Consider the following 18,644-nt stretch of genomic DNA (forward strand, 5'->3'; position numbering starts at 1 on the left):
TTCCATTGGGAACATATGTCCGCATAATCGGTTAGTCGGGTTGGGGCGAAGGTCGCCGCGACAATTTCCCTCTTTGGAGGCCACCGATGACTAGCACCAGGAAGCTGTGGATCACCTTGGCGGCTCTGCTGATCGCCTCATTCGGTGTCCTTTTATGGGCCGGATACGAAATCTATCAGGAGGCGCCGCCGATGCCGGAGCAGGTGGTCTCCGCCGACGGCGATATCATCTACACCCGTGCCGACATCGAAGAAGGCCGCCGAGTTTGGCAATCGGTCGGCGGCATGCAGCTTGGCTCGATCTGGGGGCATGGCGGCTATGTCGCTCCAGACTGGTCGGCCGATTGGCTGCACCGCGAACTCGTGGCACGGCTCGACGCTTGGGCCAAGAATGACTTCGGTGCGACCGACTATGCGTCGCTATCCGGAGAGCAAAAGGCGCTGATCGAGGGGCGCCTACGCGAGCGCACCCGACTGAATAGCTTTGACCCGAACACCAAGACGATCACGCTCGATCCCGAACGCGCCGCCGCCATCGCTTCCGTGTCGGCGCATTACGACAGCCTCTTCGGCGACGACCCGGCGTTGGCGGAATTGCGCGAGAACTATGCGATGAGGAATGGCACGGTGCCGGACCCGGAGCATCGTCGAGTTCTTGCGGCGTTCTTCTGGTGGACGGCCTGGGCCGCGGCGACGGAACGGCCGGGTGCCGGTGTCACCTACACCAACAACTGGCCCAATGAACCGCTGATCGGGAATCGGCCTCCGGCCAGCACTTTCCTGTGGTCCGCGTTCAGCGTCACATTCCTCCTGGCCGGAATCGGCTTGCTGGGATGGCACCATGCGGTCACGCACGGCCGGGGTGAAGAACCGCATCGTATCCCCGAAATCGATCCGATGCGACATATTCAGGCCACCCCTTCCATGTTGGCGACGGCGAAATACTTCTGGGTGCTGCTCGCCTTATTCATCGTGCAGATCCTGTTCGGCGCGATGACCGCGCACTACCAGGTGGAAGGCCAGAACGTATACGGCTATGAGCTGGCGCAGATTCTGCCATATTCCATCACTCGAACCTGGCATACCCAGCTCGCGGTCCTATGGATCGCCGTGGCGTGGCTCGGTACCGGCCTTTACATCGCTCCGGCCATCTCGGGCTACGAACCGCCCTATCAGCGTCTCGGTGTGAACTTTCTCTGGATTTGCCTCATCGTCATCGTTGTGGGGTCTTTCGCCGGACAATGGCTTGCTGTGATGCAGCTGCTCGGCCTGGACTATAATTTCTGGTTTGGCCATCAGGGCTGGGAATACGCCGATATGGGGCGCTTCTGGCAAGTGTTCCTGTTCGTCGGCCTGATGCTGTGGCTTTTCCTCGTTGGACGCGCCCTATGGCCCACATTGCGCGGCAGTTCGGAATCCCGGTCGATCGTCGGCCTGCTGTTCCTCTCGACCGTGGCCATTGGCGTTTTCTTCGCCGCCGCCCTGCTTTGGGGCGAAAGAACCTCCCTGTCCATGGTCGAGTACTGGCGCTGGTGGCTGGTTCATCTCTGGGTCGAGGGCTTCTTTGAAGTGTTTGCCACGGCGGTGATCGCGTTCCTTTTCACACGCCTCGGTCTTCTTCAAGTTCGGACCGCCACGACGGCAGTGCTGTTCGCAACCATCATATTCATGGCGGGCGGCGTCCTCGGCACGCTTCATCATCTTTACTTCGCGGGCACGCCGATTGCGGTTCTGGCGCTTGGCGCAAGCTTCTCCGCCTTGGAGGTGGTTCCGCTCGCCTATATCGGGTTTGAGGCTTATCACACATGGAAACTGGGTACGGCCGCGCGTTGGGTACGTCGTTATCGTTGGCCTGTCATGTTCTTCATTTCGGTCGCGTTCTGGAATCTCGTAGGGGCTGGCCTCTTTGGTTTTCTCGTCAATCCGCCGCTATCGCTCTATTACATGCAGGGCCTCAACCTGACGCCGTTGCACGGCCACACCGCGCTGTTCGGCGTCTACGGTATGCTCGGCATCGGTCTCGTCCTGTTCTGTCTGCGCGGGATGAAGCCGCACCTGGCCTGGCATGAAAACATCCTGAAGGTGAGCTTCTGGTGTCTCAACATCGGCCTCGCGATGATGGCGCTCTTCACGCTCCTGCCGCTCGGGACCTTGCAGCTCTTCGCGGCGCTGGAGCATGGCTATTGGTATGCGCGCTCCGAGGAGTTCATGCAGCAGCCGATTGTGGAGTTGCTGGTTTGGATGCGCGTCCCGGGAGACACCATTTTCTCGATCGGCGCGCTTGCGCTCGCTGTCTTCGTCATTGGCCTGTGGATATTCCCGCGCCGTGAGGATGAAGTGCGGGCGCTGGAGGCGGAGTATCGCGAGGAGACGCGAGCCGCTTCGCGTGGTGCGCAGAGATAGACATTCCGCCGACGCCGCCTGTGATAGAGTTCTATGAGCAGATCAAGCTGGTGCACATCGCGGCAGTGTCGGCGAGCGGCAGCCTGTTCGCGTTGCGTGGCCTGCTGCTTAACCTGGGCTATGGCTGGGTGATGGCGCCGCCCATCCGCTGGGTGAGCTACACCATCGATACGGTACTGCTGACGGCCGCGCTCATGCTGACCACGATAACTCAGCAATATCCGTTCGTCGATACATGGCTCACCGTAAAGGTCGTGCTGCTCGCCGTCTACATCGTCCTCGGCTTCATCTCATTCTGGCGGGCGCGCACCAAGGCAACTCGATTGGCATGCTGGCTTGCGGCCCTGGCCGTCTTTGGATTCATTGTTTCGGTGGCACGGGCACATGATCCGCTGGGTTTTCTGGCCATGTAGACCCAGTCCGATTATTGGCCGAAGCCGGTCATCGGGCAGTTGCCGCAGCCAGCGGATCAGATTCCATCGATCATAGAGAAAATGGTATGGCAGAAATCGGCGGGGGACTCCACCAGCTGGTCTGCGCCGGCGGTTTCAAGTTCGTCTCGGGTGCCGTAACCCCAGAGTACGCCAAGACCGCGCATGCCGACCGCATGTGCACCGGAAATATCATGCCGGCGGTCCCCGACCATCAGACCGTGAGACGGCGAGATACCATGTCTGGAAAGAATATGGGCGAGCAATTCAGGCTTGTGATCCAGCTCGCCGCTCGGCACCGAGCCATAGATGCCATCGAAGTATGGGGTGAACTTCAGATGGTCCAGAATGCGGCTTGCGAAAGCCACCCTTTTCGATGTCGCGAGATAGAGTTGCAGTCCCGTCCGCTTCATCTCTTCAAGGGCTTTGCCAATTCCCGGATAAGGCGCGCTGCCGAGATACCCGCTTTCACCGTAATGCTGGCGGTAGGCAGCAACGGCTTCGCCAACTCTGTCGTCTCCATATGGCTGCAGCAGGAGTTGCATGATGTCTTCGATCGGCGGGCCGATGGTTCCTCTGATATCGAGGGCGTCATCCGGTTCATGTCCAAGCACGCGCAGCGCCGCGACGCAGCTTGCTAAAATGCCGGGGCACGAATCGATCAAGGTGCCGTCGAGGTCCAGGAGGACGGAGTAAGACATGACCTCAGTATACTTTGTTGCGTGACTCATAGATTGCAGTTGAGGATTCGCTAGCTCCTTGAGGCATAAGACCCCGCCAACCGCTTCTGACGCATAATCTGCAGCAAAATGACTCAATAACCTGCAGTAGACCTGCCGAACTGATCAAGCTCACCAACTTGAGCTGCGCTGCTGCTGTAGCCTTTTCCGTCGCCAATGCAGGATGGCAATCGCAGCTACACAGACGCTGGACAGAGCAAATGATATGAGACTGAGTTCCAATGCCGCCGCAGAGCCGTCACCTTTCCAAGCCAGTCCTCTTCCCCACGAAACGCTCAATACTGCTGATAAGAGGATGTAACCGAGCAGGTTCCAAGGCCACCATCTTCTTGGCAGTCCAATGATAGTGCCGACTATTAGCCAAAATACAGCGGCAATGATAATGAAAGAAGCCATCGAGATTGTCTCCGCTACACCGTGCCTGTCGTAAGGTCGACTGGCATACAAACAAAAGCCTCAAACGAAATCACCCCAACTGCCTAATCGGCAATTGGGGCAATTTTCAGGCTACTGCACGCTGTTGCGTCACTTACTGCAAGCTATGCACCCATTTTCGATAAACTATGAGTCACGTTTCAAATAAACTTTGAGCCACAGCGGACTTACGAACATCCGCTTGTCGAGCCGCAGGTGGTGCACTTCATGCAGGTGCCGTTGCGCACCAGGGTGAAGTTGCCGCACTCGCCGCAGGCATCGCCTTCGTAGCCCTTCATCTTGGCTTCGCGGATCTTGCTGAGGCGGGAATCGACGGCCTGGACGACCGAGGCGCTGACGCTGGTCTGGGTCGCCGTGACCGAAACGCTGGTCACGCCATTGCCACCGTCATTGCCGCCATGGCTGTGCGAGGCGTGGGCAGGCGCGTGGTCGTGGTCATGCGCATGATCGTGCGCCAGCGCCGTGTTGCCGATGGAACCGCCCATCATGGAGGCGTTCTTCAGCACGATGAGGTTGGAGCGCACATAACCGGTCGAGGTGATGCGGCGCACGGCCTCGACGCCGCGATCCGCCGTTTCCTTCTCCGGCAGGGCCTGTTCGTCGGCGCCGCTGCCCATGGCGTCATGCAGCAGATCGGAAGGCTGCACATGGGCAAGGTCGTTGCGGCCCAGATACGAAACCGCGAGTTCCCGGAACGTATAGTCGAGGATCGAGGTCGCCATCTTGATGGCATCGTTGCCTTCGACCATGCCGTTAGGCTCGAAGCGGGTGAAGGTGAAGGCCTCGACGAACTCCTCGAGCGGCACGCCATATTGCAGGCCGATCGAGATGGCGATGGCGAAATTGTTCATGAGTGAGCGGAAGGCGGCCCCTTCCTTGTGCATGTCGATGAAGATCTCGCCGAGCTGGCCGTCCTCATATTCGCCGGTCCGCAGGTAAACCTTGTGGCCGCCGACGATCGCCTTCTGGGTATAGCCCTTGCGGCGCTCGGGCAGGCGCTTGCGGCCCTGCTCGACGATCCGTTCCACGATCCGTTCCACGATGCGCTCGGCAACGATCGGCGCGCGGGCCGCGGCCGGTGCCTCGATCACGTCATCGACGGTGTCCTCGTCACCCAGCACCGAGGCCGAGAGCGGCTGCGACAGCTTGGAACCGTCACGATAGAGCGCGTTCGCCTTGATGCCCAGCTGCCAGGAGAGCAGATAGGCCGACTTGCAATCCTCGACCGAACTCTGGTTCGGCATGTTGATGGTCTTCGAAATCGCACCCGAGATAAACGATTGGGCGGCCGCCATCATGCGGATATGGCTTTCGACCGACAGATAGCGCTTGCCGATGCGGCCGCACGGATTGGCGCAATCGAACACCGAGAGATGCTCGTCCTTGAGGAACGGCGCCCCTTCCAGGGTCATCGCGCCGCAGACATAGGTGTTGGCGGCTTCATACTCCGCCTTGCTGAAGCCCAGCGCCGTCAGCATGTCGAAGGTGGGGCTCGCCAGCTCCTCAGGAGAGAAGCCGAGTGCACCTTGGCAGAAGCCTTCGCCGAGATTCCACTTGTTGAAGACGAAGCGGATGTCGAAGGCCGCTTCGAGCGATGTCTCGAGCTTCTCCAGCGTGTCGTCGTCAAAGCCGCGGGCCTTCAGGCTCTGATGGTTGATATAGGGCGCGTCCTTCAAGGTCGCGTGACCCACAGCATAGCGCACCATCTCGTCGATCTGCGCGGTGCTGTAGCCGAGCGTGGTGAGGGCGTCCGGCACCATGCGGTTGATGATCTTGAAATAGCCGCCGCCGGCGAGCTTCTTGAACTTCACCAAGGCGAAGTCGGGCTCGATGCCGGTCGTGTCGCAATCCATCACCAGGCCGATCGTGCCCGTGGGCGCGATGACGGTCGACTGGGCGTTGCGATAGCCGTGCTTTTCGCCCAAGGCCAATGCATCGTCCCAGGCGCGGCGGGCCGCTTCGACCAGGCGGATATCCTTGCAGCTCTTGGCATCGAGCGTCACGGGCAGGACCGAGAGGCCTTCATAGCCACTGGTCTGGCTGTAGGCGGCGCGGCGATGGTTGCGGATCACGCGCAGCATCTGGTCGGCATTCTTGGCGTAACCCGGGAAGGCGCCAAGCTCGCCGGCCATCTCGGCCGAGGTCGCGTAAGCCACGCCGGTCATGATGGCGGTCAAGGCCGCCGTGATGGCGCGGCCTTCTTCGCTGTCATAGGAAAGGCCCATCGACATCAGCAGGCCGCCGATATTGGCGTAGCCCAGGCCCAGCGTGCGGAACTCGTAGGAGAGCTGGGCGATTTCCTTCGAGGGGAACTGCGCCATCAGCACCGAGATTTCCAGTACGACGGTCCACAGGCGCACGGCATGCTCGTAGGACTCGATATCGACCGAACCGTCGGCGGCCTTGAACGTCATCAAGTTGAGCGAGGCGAGATTGCAGGCCGTGTCGTCGAGGAACATGTATTCCGAGCACGGATTGGACGCATTGATGCGGCCGGATTCCGGGCAGGTGTGCCATTCGTTGATGGTGGTATCGAACTGCACCCCCGGATCGGCGCTGGCCCAGGCGGCCTGGCCGATCTTTTCCCACAGATCGCGGGCCTTCAAGGTCTTGTGGACCTTGCCGTCGGTGCGGCGGATGAGATCCCAGTCGCCATCCTGCTGCACGCGCTCGATGAAATCGTTGGCGATGCGGACCGAATTATTGGAGTTCTGGCCGGAGACGGTCAGGTAGGCATCCGAATCCCAATCGGTGTCATAGGTCTTGAAATCGATCTTCGCATAGCCCTGGCCGGCGAAGTGGATGACGCGCTGGATATAGTTGTCCGGCACCTTTGCCTTGCGGGCGGCGCGGACCGCGGCCTTCAAGGCCGGGTTCGACTTGGGGTCGAGCTTATTCGGCCCTTCGCCGTCATGGGCGGCCTTGATAACCTTGTTGAGATGCTCGTTGCAGGCCTGGCTGCCGGCCACCAGGGCCGCGACCTTCTGCTCCTCCAGCACCTTCCACTCGATATAGGCCTCGATATCCGGGTGGTCGAGATCGACCGTCACCATCTTGGCGGCGCGGCGCGTGGTGCCGCCGGACTTGATGGCACCGGCGGCGCGGTCACCGATCTTGAGGAAACTCATGAGTCCCGAGGAGCGGCCGCCGCCCGACAGGCGCTCGCCATCGCCGCGCAGCGCCGAGAAGTTCGAGCCCGTGCCAGAACCGTACTTGAAGAGGCGCGCCTCGCGCACCCACAGGTCCATGATGCCGCCTTCGGAGACGAGATCGTCCGCGACCGACTGGATGAAGCAGGCATGGGGCTGCGGATGCTCGTAGGCGGAAGCGGAAAGGGTGAGTTCGCCGGTCTTGAAGTCGACATAATGATGGCCCTGGGCCGGACCGTCGATGCCATAGGCCCAGTGGAGGCCGGTGTTGAACCATTGCGGGCTGTTCGGCGCACCCATCTGGCGCGCCAGCATGAAGCGCATCTCATCGTAGAAGGCGAGGGCGTCTTCCTCGGTGTCGAAATAGCCGCCCTTCCAGCCCCAATAGGTCCAGGTGCCGACCATGCGGTCGAAGACCTGCTTGGCGCTGGTCTCGCCGCCGAAACGCTTCTCGGCCGAAAGCTTCACCAGGGCTTCCCGGTCTGCCTCGCGGCGCCACAGGAAATCCGGCACGTCGCCTTCCACCACCGGGCGCATCGCGGCGGGGACGCCGGCCTTGCGGAAATATTTCTGCGCCAGCACGTCGCTCGCCACCTGCGACCAGTCGGCCGGAACCTCGATGTCCTTCAACTGGAAGACGATCGAGCCATCCGGATTCTTGATCTCGCTCGTGGTGCGGCGGAACAGGATTTCCGAATATGGCGACTGGCCGGCTTTGGTGAATCGACGAGCAATGCGCATCTTGTGGCCCCCGAAAATGATCTTTATCTGCACTTCACGAACCGAATCCTCGCCCCTCTGCAGAATCTGGTTCAGCAAAAGCGGGTAAAGGATTGGTTCGGCGCGCCTATATCTAGGTGCCTAGAGTGGCGCCGTGACCAGATATTGAGCCTTGGGACGGTCGAGCGGCAACAGGAAAATGTCTATATTTGGTGATTAATAATCTTGACGCCCATAGATGTTGAGGAAGCTCCCGGTTTATGGGCGTTTCTGAGCCATACTGCAGTGCAAAGTGGCGGAATTAATCGATTCTCATTTTTTGTGACGCCCGGCGACGCTCGAAAAGATGATTGATATCAATAGGATGATGGTGCCGATCCATTGCTGCGCCGAACTTGCCTCGCCTAGGACGACGGTCGCCGCCACCAGGCTGATGGCCGGTTCCAGGTTCAAAGTCATCGCGGTTTCGGTGGGTGACAGGGTCTTCATCGAGGCAAACCAGCAGATCATCGCCATCACATAGCAGGCGGTGGCCCCCAGATAGCCGATCCAGCCCATGCCGCTTGCCGGCAGGGCAGCGCCGCCGACCAGGCTGACATAAAGGGTGGCAAGCCCGATCATCCACAGATTGGCCCAGAAATTCATGACCCGTGAGTCGACGCCGTCGAGATAGGCCCCGCCCCAGGTGATGAAGCCCGCGACACCCAGCGACGCGACGAGTGCCAAGGCCGCCCCCCGCCAATCGAGCGAAATCTGGCTGGAATCGAAGGCGATGCCGGCAAGGTCCACGGTGAGGCCGATATCCCGCCCCAAGGCGATGACAAGGCCGGCAAAAGCCGCCACCAGCAGCAGCGCGCGCATGGGGCCGATACGCTCGCGTCCCGAAAGTGCCGCGAACACGGCCACCAGCAGCGGGTAGGTATAAAGCAGGATGACGGCAAGGCTGACCTTGATGAAGGCGACCGAGCTCAGATAGCCGACCGACATCATCATCAGGCAGATGGCGATCCAGAAGGTGGCGCGGAAGTTCCGCTTTGGGAGGCGGAACGTGCCGCCGGAGAGCTTCAGGATGATCCCCAGCGCCATGACCAGGGCCGTGAAACGCGACCAGACCAGCAGCATCGGCGTCGCCCCATCCTGATAGGCGAGGCTGGCGAAGGTGGTGATCAGGCTGACGAAGATGGTGCCGACGAGCAGCAGCCCCAGCGCAGCCCAATGTCCGCGCGGGGTCGACAACGACGAATTGCTCAGGATAGCCCCCAGACAGATGGTATGTTTCCTGTCAGGATCGTCGAAACTCATATGTGCGTCAAATTGCAGCCTCCATGAGCGACCTGCTTACACTCGGCCGCGCCGGCCCTCCCGACGTGAAGGCCCTGGTCGGACTCATCCATGCCTGCTTTGCTGAACTGGCGCGCCTCGACCCTCCTTCAGGCGCTGCCGGCGAGACGATGGAAACCATAGGCGGCCTCCTCGCCAGGGGCGCCGTCATCAAGGCCGAGCAGGGTGGCGCGCTGGTGGGCTGCGTGGCGGCCGAGCGCCGCGCGGGCGGCCTGTATATCGGACGCCTGTCCGTCCGGCCAGACCGGCGGCGCCGAGGCATTGCCCAGGCACTGCTGGCTGCCGTGGAAGCCTATGCCCGGGAAATCGGCGCAGGCCATGTTGTTCTCAACGTCCGCCTGGTCCTCGACGGGAATATCCGCCTGTTCGAGAGGGCCGGGTATCGGATCGTCGGGCAGGGGAGCCATCCCGGATTCGGGTCGCCGACCTATCACATCATGGAAAAACGCTTGGATTCCGCGACCTAGCGCCCCTTCCTTGCTTGGGGGAAGGCCGGCTTGTATAGTCCGCCCCGAGTTCTTAACCTGTTGCTCCGATTGGGCAACGCAAGACGGCGAATCACGCGATGAGCATCGGCACACGGCTTTTCACCTGGCTCAATGGCGAGCTGGTCGGGACGGACGAGTTCGGCAACAGATACTATGTCCACCGGCGCATGAAGGGCCAAAAGCGCGAGAAGCGCTGGGTTCTCTATAACGGCGAGGCCGAGGCCAGCCGCGTGCCGCCGGAATGGCATGCCTGGCTGCATGCGACCATCGCCACCGCGCCGACCATGCGGGCCAAGGCCAAGGATTGGCAGAAGCCGCACGAACCGAACCGCACCGGCACCGACCTCGCCTACCGCCCGCCCGGCCATACCCTGATGGGCGGCCAGCGCGCCAAGGCCACCGGGGACTATGAACCCTGGCGGCCGGCGTAAGGACGGGCGAGGGGAAACCGGTCGATGCAGCGCAACGTTCTTGAAACCATCATGGGTGCCGTGGTGCTGGTCGCCGCGGCCGTCTTTCTCTACGTCATCTATAGCGGCAGCGGCATCAAGGAAGACCGGGGCGGCTATCAGCTGACCGTGCGTTTCGACCGCGGCGGCTCGGTTCTGCCGGGCACCGATGTACGTATCAGCGGCGTCAAGGTGGGCGCGGTCACCTCGCAGGATTTCGACCCCAAGATGTTCCAGGCCGTGGTCACGCTCAACATCCGCAAGGATGTGGAGCTGCCCAAGGACTCTTCGGCCATCATCACCAGCGACGGCCTGCTCGGCAATTATTACATCAAGCTGGAACCGGGCGCCGAGGACGAGATTCTGAAGGATGGCGATCAGGTCGCCTACGCACAGGGCGCCCTCGATCTGGTCGAACTGATCAACAAGTTCGTCGTCGGCGGATCGTCCGAACCCAAGCAGGACGGATCCGCCACGCCGTAAGGCGGGATGGCTCCATGAGCAAGAATAAGGAAAGCAGGGATTTCGAGGTTCCGGTCTGGAAGCAGCCCGACGGGCAGCCGGTTTCCTGCCTCGAAAAGGTCAAAGTCCTCAATCAGAATCTCGTCGAGATTCGGCAGCTGGCGCAGGATGCGCTCGAAGACGCGGTGCTGATGGGCTGCGACGAAGCGCAGATCCGGGCCGTCTTCTACGATCTCGTGGCGAAACTCGAGAACCCCTACGGAAAAAAGTCATGAAGCTGTCGAAGGCCGTGCTGACGGCAACCGCATTCGCGGGCGCGCTCGGTGTTCACGCGGCCCACGCCATTCCCGGCGACAATGTCGTCCTGCGCGCCATGGACAAGATCACCGCGCGCGTCTCCACCATCACGGTGCCGGTTGGCGGCACGGTGGCTTTCGGCTCGCTGCAGATCACGGCCAAGGCGTGCGACAAGCATCCGCCGGAGGAAACGCCGGAAGCATCCGCCTTCCTCGATGTGGTCGAGGAGAAGCCGGGCGAGGCGCCGCAGCCGCGCTTTCAGGGCTGGATGTTCGCTTCCAGCCCCGCGCTCTCGGCGCTCGAACATCCGGTCTACGATCTGTGGGTGCTGGACTGCACCGGCGACGATGCGGGTCAGCCGGCGCCGAGTTCATCCAGCACGACCGAATCCGGCACCTCGCAATAGAAGCTCGCGGGCCTGGCCAGCGCCACATTGAGGCGCTGGCGATATTCGTCGCGCGGAATCTCGATCGCGCCGAAGCGGCTGAGATGCCGGGTCACGAACTGCGTGTCGAGCAGCACATAGCCGCCATGGCGCAGCCGCGCCATCAGATGCACCAGCGCCACCTTGCTGGCATCGGTCGCCCGGCTGAACATGCTCTCGCCGAAGAAGGCGCCCCCTAAGCTGATGCCATAGAGGCCACCCACGAGTTCGTCGCCGCGCCAGACCTCGACGCTGTGCGCGTGGCCCATCAGGAACAGCTGCCGGCAGAGATCGAAGATCGTGTCATTGATCCAGGTCTGGCCGCGTCCAGGTGCCGGCGCGGCGCAGCCCTCGATCACCTCCTCGAATGCCCGATCGCAGGTGACGCGGAACCCGTACTTGCCGCCGGCAAGGCCGGCACGCACGGTCTTCTTCAGGCTGCGCGGAATGTGGAAGGAATCGAGCGGCAGGATGCCGCGCTGCTCGGGGTCGATCCAATAGAGTTCCGGGTCGTTGCGGGCCTCCGCCATCGGAAAGATGCCGATCGCATAGGCGCGCAGCAGCATCTCCGGCGTGATCTTGGACGGCTTGACCCTGTTGGACATCGGCGACACCCCGAGGAGCTAAACCGTGATGAGACCAAGTTCCCCCTCACCCCAACCCCTCTCCCCGCAAGCGGGACGAGGGGCTTATTGCAGGGCTCGTTCGAAACTCCCTCGCCCCACGAAGTGGGGAGAGGGTCGGGGTGAGGGGTGGTCGTTACATGTCGACTGAAAGACTGCCGCAGGTTCGGCGCAGCGTCAAATGCCGACGAACTTCTCCAGCCAGCGAATGTCGTAATCGCCGTTGATGAAGTCCGGCGCCGTGACCAGGCGCTGATGCAGGGGGATATTGGTTTTCACCCCCAGAATCACCATTTCCTCGAGCGCACGGCGGGCCCGCATCAGGGCCTCGTTGCGGGTCTTGCCATGCACCACCAGCTTGGCGATGAGGCTGTCATAGTTCGAGGGCACCTTGTAGCCGGCATAGAGCGCCGAATCGACTCGGACGCCAAGGCCACCCGCGGCATGGAAATCGGTGATGAGTCCCGGGGACGGCATGAAGGTTACCGGGTCTTCCGCATTGATGCGGCATTCGAAGGCGTGGCCGGTGAAGGCGATGTCGGCCTGGCTGAAACCGAGCGGCGTCCCGGAGGCGACGCGGATCTGCTCGCGCACCAGGTCGATGCCGGTGATCATTTCCGAAATCGGATGTTCGATCTGCAGGCGGGTGTTCATCTCGATGAAATAGAACTTGCCGTCCTGGAACAGGAACTCGATCGTGCCGACCGAGCGGTAGCCCATGGCCTTCACCGCCTTCACCGCGATCTCGCCGATCTCCTTGCGCTGGTCGGCGTTGAGGGCGGGCGAGGGGGCCTCTTCCAGCACCTTCTGGTGCCGGCGCTGCAGCGAGCAATCGCGCTCGCCCAGATGCACCGCATTGCCGTGATTGTCGGCCAGCACCTGGATCTCGATATGGCGCGGATGGCCGAGATACTTTTCCATGTACATGGCGTCGTTGCCGAAGGCGGCTTTCGCCTCGGCCTTGGCCATGGCCAGCGCTTCCTTGAGCTCGCTCGGATCGTTGGCGACCTTCATGCCCTTGCCGCCGCCGCCGGCCGCGGCCTTCAGCAGCACCGGATAGCCGATCTCGGCAGCGACCTTCGCCGCTTCCGCTTCGTCGGCGATGGCGCCGTCGGAACCGGGCACGCAGGGAATGCCAAAACGTTTGGCTGTCAGCTTGGCCTCGACCTTGTCGCCCATCTGCGACAGATGTTCGGGCGACGGACCGATGAAGGTGAAGCCATGTTCCTCGACCATCGAGGCGAATTTGGCGTTCTCGGAGAGAAAGCCGATGCCCGGATGGATGGCGTCGGCGCCCGTGATGGTCGCGGCCGAAATGATCGCCGCCATGTTGAGATAGGAATCGCGCGACGGGGCAGGGCCGATGCAGACACTCTCATCGGCCAGGCGCACATGCATCGCGTCGGCATCGGCGGTGGAATGCACCGCCACGGTGCGGATGCCCATTTCGCGGCAGGCGCGATGGATGCGCAGCGCGATTTCGCCGCGATTGGCGATGAGGACTTTTTCAAACATCGTCGCGGCTGACCTTCACTTACTCGATGACCAGGAGCGGTTCGCCGAATTCGACCGGCTGCCCATCATGGACCAGCACTTCCTTGACCACGCCGCCGGCGGGTGCCGCGATCGGATTCATCACCTTCATCGCCTCGATGATGAGGACGGTCTGCCCCTTGGAGACGCGGTCGCCCACCTTCACGAACGGCGTGCCGCCGGGCTCCGAAGCGAGATAGGCCGTGCCCACCATGGGCGAGGTGAGGGCGTTCTTCGCCGCTTCGACCTTGGCCGGGGCGGGCGCCGCGGCTGGCGCGGTCACATTGGCGACCGGCGAGGCATGAACCACGGTCGCGGGTGCCGCCTGCGACGTGACACGGATGCGCTGGCCGTCTTTTTCCAGTTCAAGCTCCGTGAGGCCCGTTTCCTTGAGCAGCGATCCCAGCTTCCGGATCAGGGCTTCATCGATATCGAACTTGCTCATGCGCGTGCCTTCTTCGTCTTGATGAGATTGGCCATCGCCTCCAGCGCCAGCAGATAGCCTTGGCTGCCCAGCCCGCAGATGATTCCAGTCGCGGCCTGCGAGGTATAGGTGTGATGGCGGAACGGCTCTCGCCGGTGGATGTTGGACAGATGCACCTCGACGACCGGCAGTTCGCTCACCAGCAGCGCGTCGAGGAGGGCTATCGAACTGTGCCCGTAGCCGGCCGGATTGATGACGATCCCGGCATGGCGGCCGCGTGCGTCCTGCGTCCAGGTGATCAGTTCGCCTTCGTGATTGCTCTGCCGGAAGTCGAGCCCCAGCCCCAGCCCTTTCGCCTTTGCCGCGCAGGCCTTGGCGATATCGTCGAGGGACTCGCGGCCATAGATCTCAGGCTGGCGCTGTCCCAGCATGTTCAAATTCGGCCCATTGAGGACCAAAACGGTCGGATGCTTGGCCAAGATCGATATTTCCCAATGAATTCGGGCAGTAAATCGGCGATTTCGCGCCCTTATAGCTGTGCCAGCATGCCAGGGCAACCGGTGCCCGGCCGGCGAGACGAGAACCAAGTCGGAACGCGTTTAACATGGTGCACATTTTTTTAATATGGTGCACAATTATGCAAATTAAATCCGGCCAAAGAGTTGGAAAGCTGGGGTTTTCAGGGGGAAGACGTGTCTCATACGGATGCCGTTCCGGGAGTCAGCCCAGAAGTCGCCGGGCCAAAAGTCACCAGGCCAGAAGTCGCCAGGCCGGAAGCCGGCGGGGTAGATTCCCGCCTGATCGAGGTCGGCCTCGAAGGTCTCGAAAGCCTGCAGCATGGCATCGCCCGGGTGCTCGAAGCCCAGACCCTGTCGCTGGGCGAGATCGCCGAACGCAGCCAGCGCATGAGTGCCGCCCTCGATCATTCGACCGAGGAAGTGCTGGCCAGCGGCCGCATCGCCGGCGATCTGCGCCAGTCATTGGCGGCGGAGATGGCGGCGGTGGTGACGAACATCAAGGCCGAGCTGGAACAGGTCGTATTGGCGATCGAAAGCAAGGCCGGCGACGCGCTCACCGTGCTGCGCGAGATCGAAAGCATCGCCAAATCGGTCAACCTCCTGGCGCTCAATGCGACGATCGAGGCGGTTCATGCCGGCGAACAGGGCAAGGGCTTCGCCGTGGTCGCCAGCGAAGTGCGCCAGCTCGCCCAGCGCACCATGCACAGCGCCAAGGAAGCCGGGCGCAGCATCGATCTTTCCGAGGTGCAGAAGCGCGTCGCCGGCACGGCGGGCAATTCCGACCGGATGCTGACCGAGATTTCGGCGCATCTCGCGCGCGAACTCGATCGCCTCAACGCCAATTTCGAAGCGATCAACCAGCGCATCGACGATCTCAAGGACAATAACCGCGTCATCTCGGTAGCCGTCCCGCAGGCGTCCGCCCGCAACGACGGAATCGTCGGCAAGTCGCGCTGGTCCATGCAGCTGGCCGAGGAACTGGCTGCCGCCCTGGATCAGGGGACGGAAGCGGTCCGCCGCGTGCTGCAGCAGCATCACCTGCCCAGCAGCGCCGATTTCGACCGGCTGGCGGAGATTCGCCGCCGCGGCAAGCTGCGCATTGCCGTCGAGCCGGCCTTTGTCGGCCTCTCCTTCCGCCTGCGGCCCAACGGCCCGCTCACCGGCCTCGACATCGATTACGCGACGGCCTTTGCCAATTGGCTGGGCGTGAAGCCGGAATTCGTCGAATATCCGTGGGACCAATGCACCGAGCTGCTGCATCTGGGGCCCACGCCCGGTGAGGCGCCGGCCGATCTGGTGTGGAGCGCGCTGCCGCCCAATGCCGCCTATCGCGGCACGGCCTTTTCGGAAAGCTACACCTATCTTCACTATATCCTGGCGCGCCGCCGGGGCGACGACCGAATCCGCGGTGTCGCCGATCTCTCCGGCAAGGTGCTGGGCTGCATCAACGATCCCGGCGCCTTCGCGACGCTGGAGGCCGCCGGCATCCGCTGGGCCGCCAATGCGGGGAAACCCGGCGGCAAGGTGCGCCTTGCCAATCTCATCGCCTATTCGGACCAGAGCCAGATCCACGATTGCCTGGTCGAGCGTGTCGTCGACGCCTTCGCCGTCGACCAGCCGATCTATTTCTGGGCCGCCAATGGCGCCGAAAGCCGCTGGAAAGACCGTATCGATTTGCTGCCGGGCAATCTTGCCCCGGCACCCTGGTACTATGCGGTGGGGGTCGCCGCGACGAGGGCCAGCTGCACCCTGCTGGCCAAGGTCAACGAATTCATCCGCTGGTTCCGCGATCAGCCCGAACGCGCCAGCCTCGAGCGCAAATGGCAGGGCGAGGCTATCGTCGGAACCAGCACCTATCGCGACGAACCCGGCAATCTGCTGGGCGAGGAAGATCTCGCCAAACTGGCCGCATTGCACGGCACCGGCTGATCACGATCCCTTGCGGACGTCTTCGATCAGGCCCTTCAATTCCTCGATCGACAAGGCGCCCGGCATCACCTTGTCGCCGACGATGAAGGTCGGTGTCGAGCGGATGGAGAGGCTGAGCGCCAGTTCATGCGTGGCGGCGAGTTGCTTCTCGATCGTCTCGGACTTCATGTCCTCGGCCAGCTTCTGCGGGTCGAGACCGACCGAGGCCGCAATCGCGGCGATTGAACCCAGATCGAGCGCGCCGCGATGCGCCATCAGCGCCTGGTGGAAGGGCAGATATTTCTCCTGCTTCGCGGCGGCAAGGGCGGCGCGCGAGGCCAGCACCGATGCATCGCCCAGGATGGGAAACTCCTTGAAGACGATCTTCAGGTTCGGATCTTCCTTGAGCAGGGCTTCGAGAGCCGGCGACACCTGCTTGCAATATGGGCATTTGTAGTCGAAGAACTCGATCAGCGTCACATCGCCATTGAGATTGCCGGCCACCGGATCGCTGGCATCGCCGAACAGGGCGTCCTTGTGCTGTGTCACCGCCTGCGACTGGAAGTCGGCCTTCTGCGCTTCCTCTTTTGCCTGCAATGCCTGGATCGCGTCGCGGATGATTTCCGGGTTCCCCAGCAGATAGTCGCGCGACAGCTTCCCGATCTCGGCCACCTGCGCCTCGTCGAACAGGCCCGAGCCGACCGCGGCGTCCTTGCCGGCCGGTTTGGGATCGATGGCGCCAAGACTGATGGCAAGGGCGGCGACGCTCACCGCGAGTGCGGCGAGGCCGGGAAGATGACGCAGGAAATTGGGCATACGCTGGACCTTGTCTGTCGATGGCTGTTGGGGACGGTTACGCGGAAGTGACCCGCGCTGTTACATGAATGGCCGTTACTTGTTCTCTTTGATCATCTGCGCTTCGGCGATGATATCGTTGGCCTTGAGCCAGCCGGGCGAACCCGCTTCCAGCCCTTCCAGGGCGCGCTTGGCCCAGGCCCAGGCCTCTTCGGAATCGCCGATGGCCATGGCGTGTTCGGCCTGTGCCAAGGCCGCCATCGGCAGGTTGTCGTCACGGCCATAGGCGATCGCCAGGAACTCCCAGGCGCGGGCGTTCCTGGGCTCGATGGTTGTCACCCCTTCGAGGTGCCTGATCGCCGACTTGGTGAGCTCTGGCTGTTCCAGCTCGATCTCGACATGCGCCAGTTCAAGGCCCAGCAGCGGTTCGTCCGGCAGTTGATTGTAGGCCGCGGTATAGAGCGGCAATGCCTCGGCCAGCTTGCCGTTCTCGAACAGGATCTGCGCCTTCTGCTCCTGGAAGAACGGGTCGTTGGGCACGTCGGCGAGCAGGCTGTCCATTTCCCGCAGCGCTTCCTGCATGCGGCTGACGCGGAAGAGGGCGATCGCCCGCGCATAGCGCGCGCCGATCGACTGGTCGCTTGCCGGATATTCCTGCTCGACGCGCGACAGCGGCCAGATATAGCCTTTGAGCTTGCCCACCATGCGTTCATGCCGGGCCAGATCCTCGGGCGGATCCTTGGCATCGCTCAGGGGCGAATTGTCGACATGCGCGCGCACCGTGTCGATGCGGTCCGTGGTGAGCGGGTGGGTACGCAAGTACGGATCCTGGTTCTGCCCCAGCAGGAATTCCTGGCCTTCGAGCTTCTCGAAGAATTCCAGCATGCCGCGTGAGGATTGCTTGGTCGCATCCAGATAGCTCATGCCGGCATGGTCGGCGGCCGATTCCTGGGTGCGCGAATATTTCAGCAGGTTGCGCTTGGCGATTTCGCTCCCCAGCGTGGCGCCGGCGACCATTGCACCGCCATCCCCGCTGGCCACCGCCGCGGCACCGCCCAGGACCAGGCCGATGATCTGCTCGATCGTGGCGTTCTTCAGCTCTTCCTGGATGCGCGACAGATGCGCGCCGGCGATATGCCCGGTTTCGTGCGCGATCACGCCTTTCACCTGGTTGGGTGTGTCGGCCCGCATCAAGAGGCCGGTATTGATGAACAGGCGCATGCCGCCGGCGACGAAGGCGTTGATCGAATCCTCATTGACCAGCAGGACGCGAATCCCGCCGGGGTCGAGGCCGGCGGCCTTGAACAGCGGGTCGGCATAGGCGCGGATCGTCGATTCGACCTCGGCGTCGCGGATGAGGCTCAAGGGACGCGACTGGGCCAGGACCGCCGGCGCCATGGCGGCCAGAATCAAAAATGCGGCCGAAAAACCGGCCAAAAGCCGCCGCGCAATGGCTCGGTTGATCAATCCGGGCTTCCTTCTCTATTCTCCACCCCGGAAATGGG

General features: G+C 62.4%; 17 protein-coding genes. 8 read left to right on the forward strand and 9 right to left on the reverse strand.

Going from position 1 to position 18,644, the window contains the following annotated elements:
• Positions 1-86: 86 nt before the first annotated feature.
• Together ACE3TY_RS02130 and ACE3TY_RS02135 are read left to right on the forward strand one after the other, a co-directional pair.
• On the forward strand, positions 87-2,402 hold the full coding sequence (locus ACE3TY_RS02130; protein WP_374650465.1) for a nitric-oxide reductase large subunit: 2,316 nt from the start codon (positions 87-89) through the stop codon (positions 2,400-2,402).
• Positions 2,403-2,422: 20 nt separating this feature from the next.
• Complete coding sequence (locus tag ACE3TY_RS02135; RefSeq protein WP_374650466.1) at positions 2,423-2,815, forward strand: SirB2 family protein; 393 nt, start codon at positions 2,423-2,425, stop codon at positions 2,813-2,815.
• A gap of 56 nt (positions 2,816-2,871) precedes the next feature.
• Here the strand turns inward: ACE3TY_RS02135 and ACE3TY_RS02140 are convergent, their stop codons facing one another.
• The 3 genes from ACE3TY_RS02140 to ACE3TY_RS02150 all read right to left on the reverse strand — a co-directional run bounded on the left by ACE3TY_RS02140 (position 2,872) and on the right by ACE3TY_RS02150 (position 9,113).
• Positions 2,872-3,534 carry an HAD hydrolase-like protein gene (locus ACE3TY_RS02140; protein ID WP_374650467.1) on the reverse strand — a complete coding sequence of 221 codons (663 nt, stop codon included), beginning with the start codon at positions 3,532-3,534 and terminating at the stop codon, positions 2,872-2,874.
• A gap of 641 nt (positions 3,535-4,175) precedes the next feature.
• A complete protein-coding gene (locus ACE3TY_RS02145; protein ID WP_374650468.1) occupies positions 4,176-7,898 on the reverse strand; it encodes a vitamin B12-dependent ribonucleotide reductase in 3,723 nt (1,240 codons plus the stop codon).
• Positions 7,899-8,189: 291 nt separating this feature from the next.
• The gene (locus tag ACE3TY_RS02150) at positions 8,190-9,113 is read right to left on the reverse strand and encodes a DMT family transporter (RefSeq protein ID WP_374650470.1); all 924 of its coding nucleotides are present in this window, start codon (positions 9,111-9,113) and stop codon (positions 8,190-8,192) included.
• An 89-nt stretch (positions 9,114-9,202) separates the two neighbouring features.
• Here ACE3TY_RS02150 and ACE3TY_RS02155 point away from each other — a divergent pair, with 89 nt between their 5' ends.
• The 5 genes from ACE3TY_RS02155 to ACE3TY_RS02175 all read left to right on the forward strand — a co-directional run bounded on the left by ACE3TY_RS02155 (position 9,203) and on the right by ACE3TY_RS02175 (position 11,320).
• Complete coding sequence (locus tag ACE3TY_RS02155) at positions 9,203-9,685, forward strand: GNAT family N-acetyltransferase (RefSeq protein ID WP_374650471.1); 483 nt, start codon at positions 9,203-9,205, stop codon at positions 9,683-9,685.
• A 68-nt stretch (positions 9,686-9,753) separates the two neighbouring features.
• A complete protein-coding gene (locus tag ACE3TY_RS02160) occupies positions 9,754-10,137 on the forward strand; it encodes an NADH:ubiquinone oxidoreductase subunit NDUFA12 (protein WP_374650963.1) in 384 nt (127 codons plus the stop codon).
• Between the two features lie 24 nt (positions 10,138-10,161).
• Complete coding sequence (mlaD, locus tag ACE3TY_RS02165) at positions 10,162-10,638, forward strand: outer membrane lipid asymmetry maintenance protein MlaD (protein ID WP_374650472.1); 477 nt, start codon at positions 10,162-10,164, stop codon at positions 10,636-10,638.
• 14 nt (positions 10,639-10,652) lie between these two features.
• The gene (locus tag ACE3TY_RS02170) at positions 10,653-10,892 is read left to right on the forward strand and encodes a hypothetical protein (protein WP_374650473.1); all 240 of its coding nucleotides are present in this window, start codon (positions 10,653-10,655) and stop codon (positions 10,890-10,892) included.
• The gene (locus ACE3TY_RS02175; RefSeq protein WP_374650475.1) at positions 10,889-11,320 is read left to right on the forward strand and encodes a DUF2155 domain-containing protein; all 432 of its coding nucleotides are present in this window, start codon (positions 10,889-10,891) and stop codon (positions 11,318-11,320) included. Before ACE3TY_RS02170 ends, ACE3TY_RS02175 begins: the two co-directional genes overlap by 4 nt.
• Here the strand turns inward: ACE3TY_RS02175 and aat are convergent.
• From aat to aroQ, 4 genes are all read right to left on the reverse strand, one after another.
• Entirely contained in the window at positions 11,269-11,943 is a 675-nt protein-coding gene (gene aat / locus ACE3TY_RS02180; protein WP_374650477.1) for a leucyl/phenylalanyl-tRNA--protein transferase, read from the reverse strand. The two genes, ACE3TY_RS02175 and aat, sit on opposite strands and share 52 nt — an antisense overlap.
• Positions 11,944-12,138: 195 nt before the next feature.
• On the reverse strand, positions 12,139-13,476 hold the full coding sequence (gene accC, locus ACE3TY_RS02185) for an acetyl-CoA carboxylase biotin carboxylase subunit (protein WP_374650478.1): 1,338 nt from the start codon (positions 13,474-13,476) through the stop codon (positions 12,139-12,141).
• 19 nt (positions 13,477-13,495) lie between these two features.
• Entirely contained in the window at positions 13,496-13,939 is a 444-nt protein-coding gene (accB, locus tag ACE3TY_RS02190) for an acetyl-CoA carboxylase biotin carboxyl carrier protein (RefSeq protein ID WP_374650480.1), read from the reverse strand.
• Positions 13,936-14,397: a type II 3-dehydroquinate dehydratase gene (gene aroQ, locus ACE3TY_RS02195; protein ID WP_374650481.1), complete on the reverse strand. Its 462-nt coding sequence runs from the start codon at positions 14,395-14,397 to the stop codon at positions 13,936-13,938. The genes accB and aroQ overlap by 4 nt, the downstream gene beginning before the upstream one ends.
• Positions 14,398-14,610: 213 nt before the next feature.
• Here aroQ and ACE3TY_RS02200 point away from each other — a divergent pair, with 213 nt between their 5' ends.
• A complete protein-coding gene (locus ACE3TY_RS02200) occupies positions 14,611-16,365 on the forward strand; it encodes a methyl-accepting chemotaxis protein (RefSeq protein WP_374650483.1) in 1,755 nt (584 codons plus the stop codon).
• On the opposite strand, the gene ACE3TY_RS02205 is transcribed toward ACE3TY_RS02200, so the two are convergent.
• Both ACE3TY_RS02205 and ACE3TY_RS02210 read right to left on the reverse strand, forming a co-directional pair.
• Positions 16,366-17,160 carry a DsbA family protein gene (locus tag ACE3TY_RS02205; protein ID WP_374650484.1) on the reverse strand — a complete coding sequence of 265 codons (795 nt, stop codon included), beginning with the start codon at positions 17,158-17,160 and terminating at the stop codon, positions 16,366-16,368.
• 75 nt (positions 17,161-17,235) lie between these two features.
• Positions 17,236-18,606, reverse strand: coding sequence for a M48 family metalloprotease (locus ACE3TY_RS02210; protein ID WP_374650485.1), 1,371 nt, complete (start codon positions 18,604-18,606; stop codon positions 17,236-17,238).
• Positions 18,607-18,644 lie beyond the last annotated feature (38 nt).

It is taken from the genome of Dongia sp. (assembly GCF_041918875.1).
GTDB lineage: Bacteria > Pseudomonadota > Alphaproteobacteria > Dongiales > Dongiaceae > Dongia.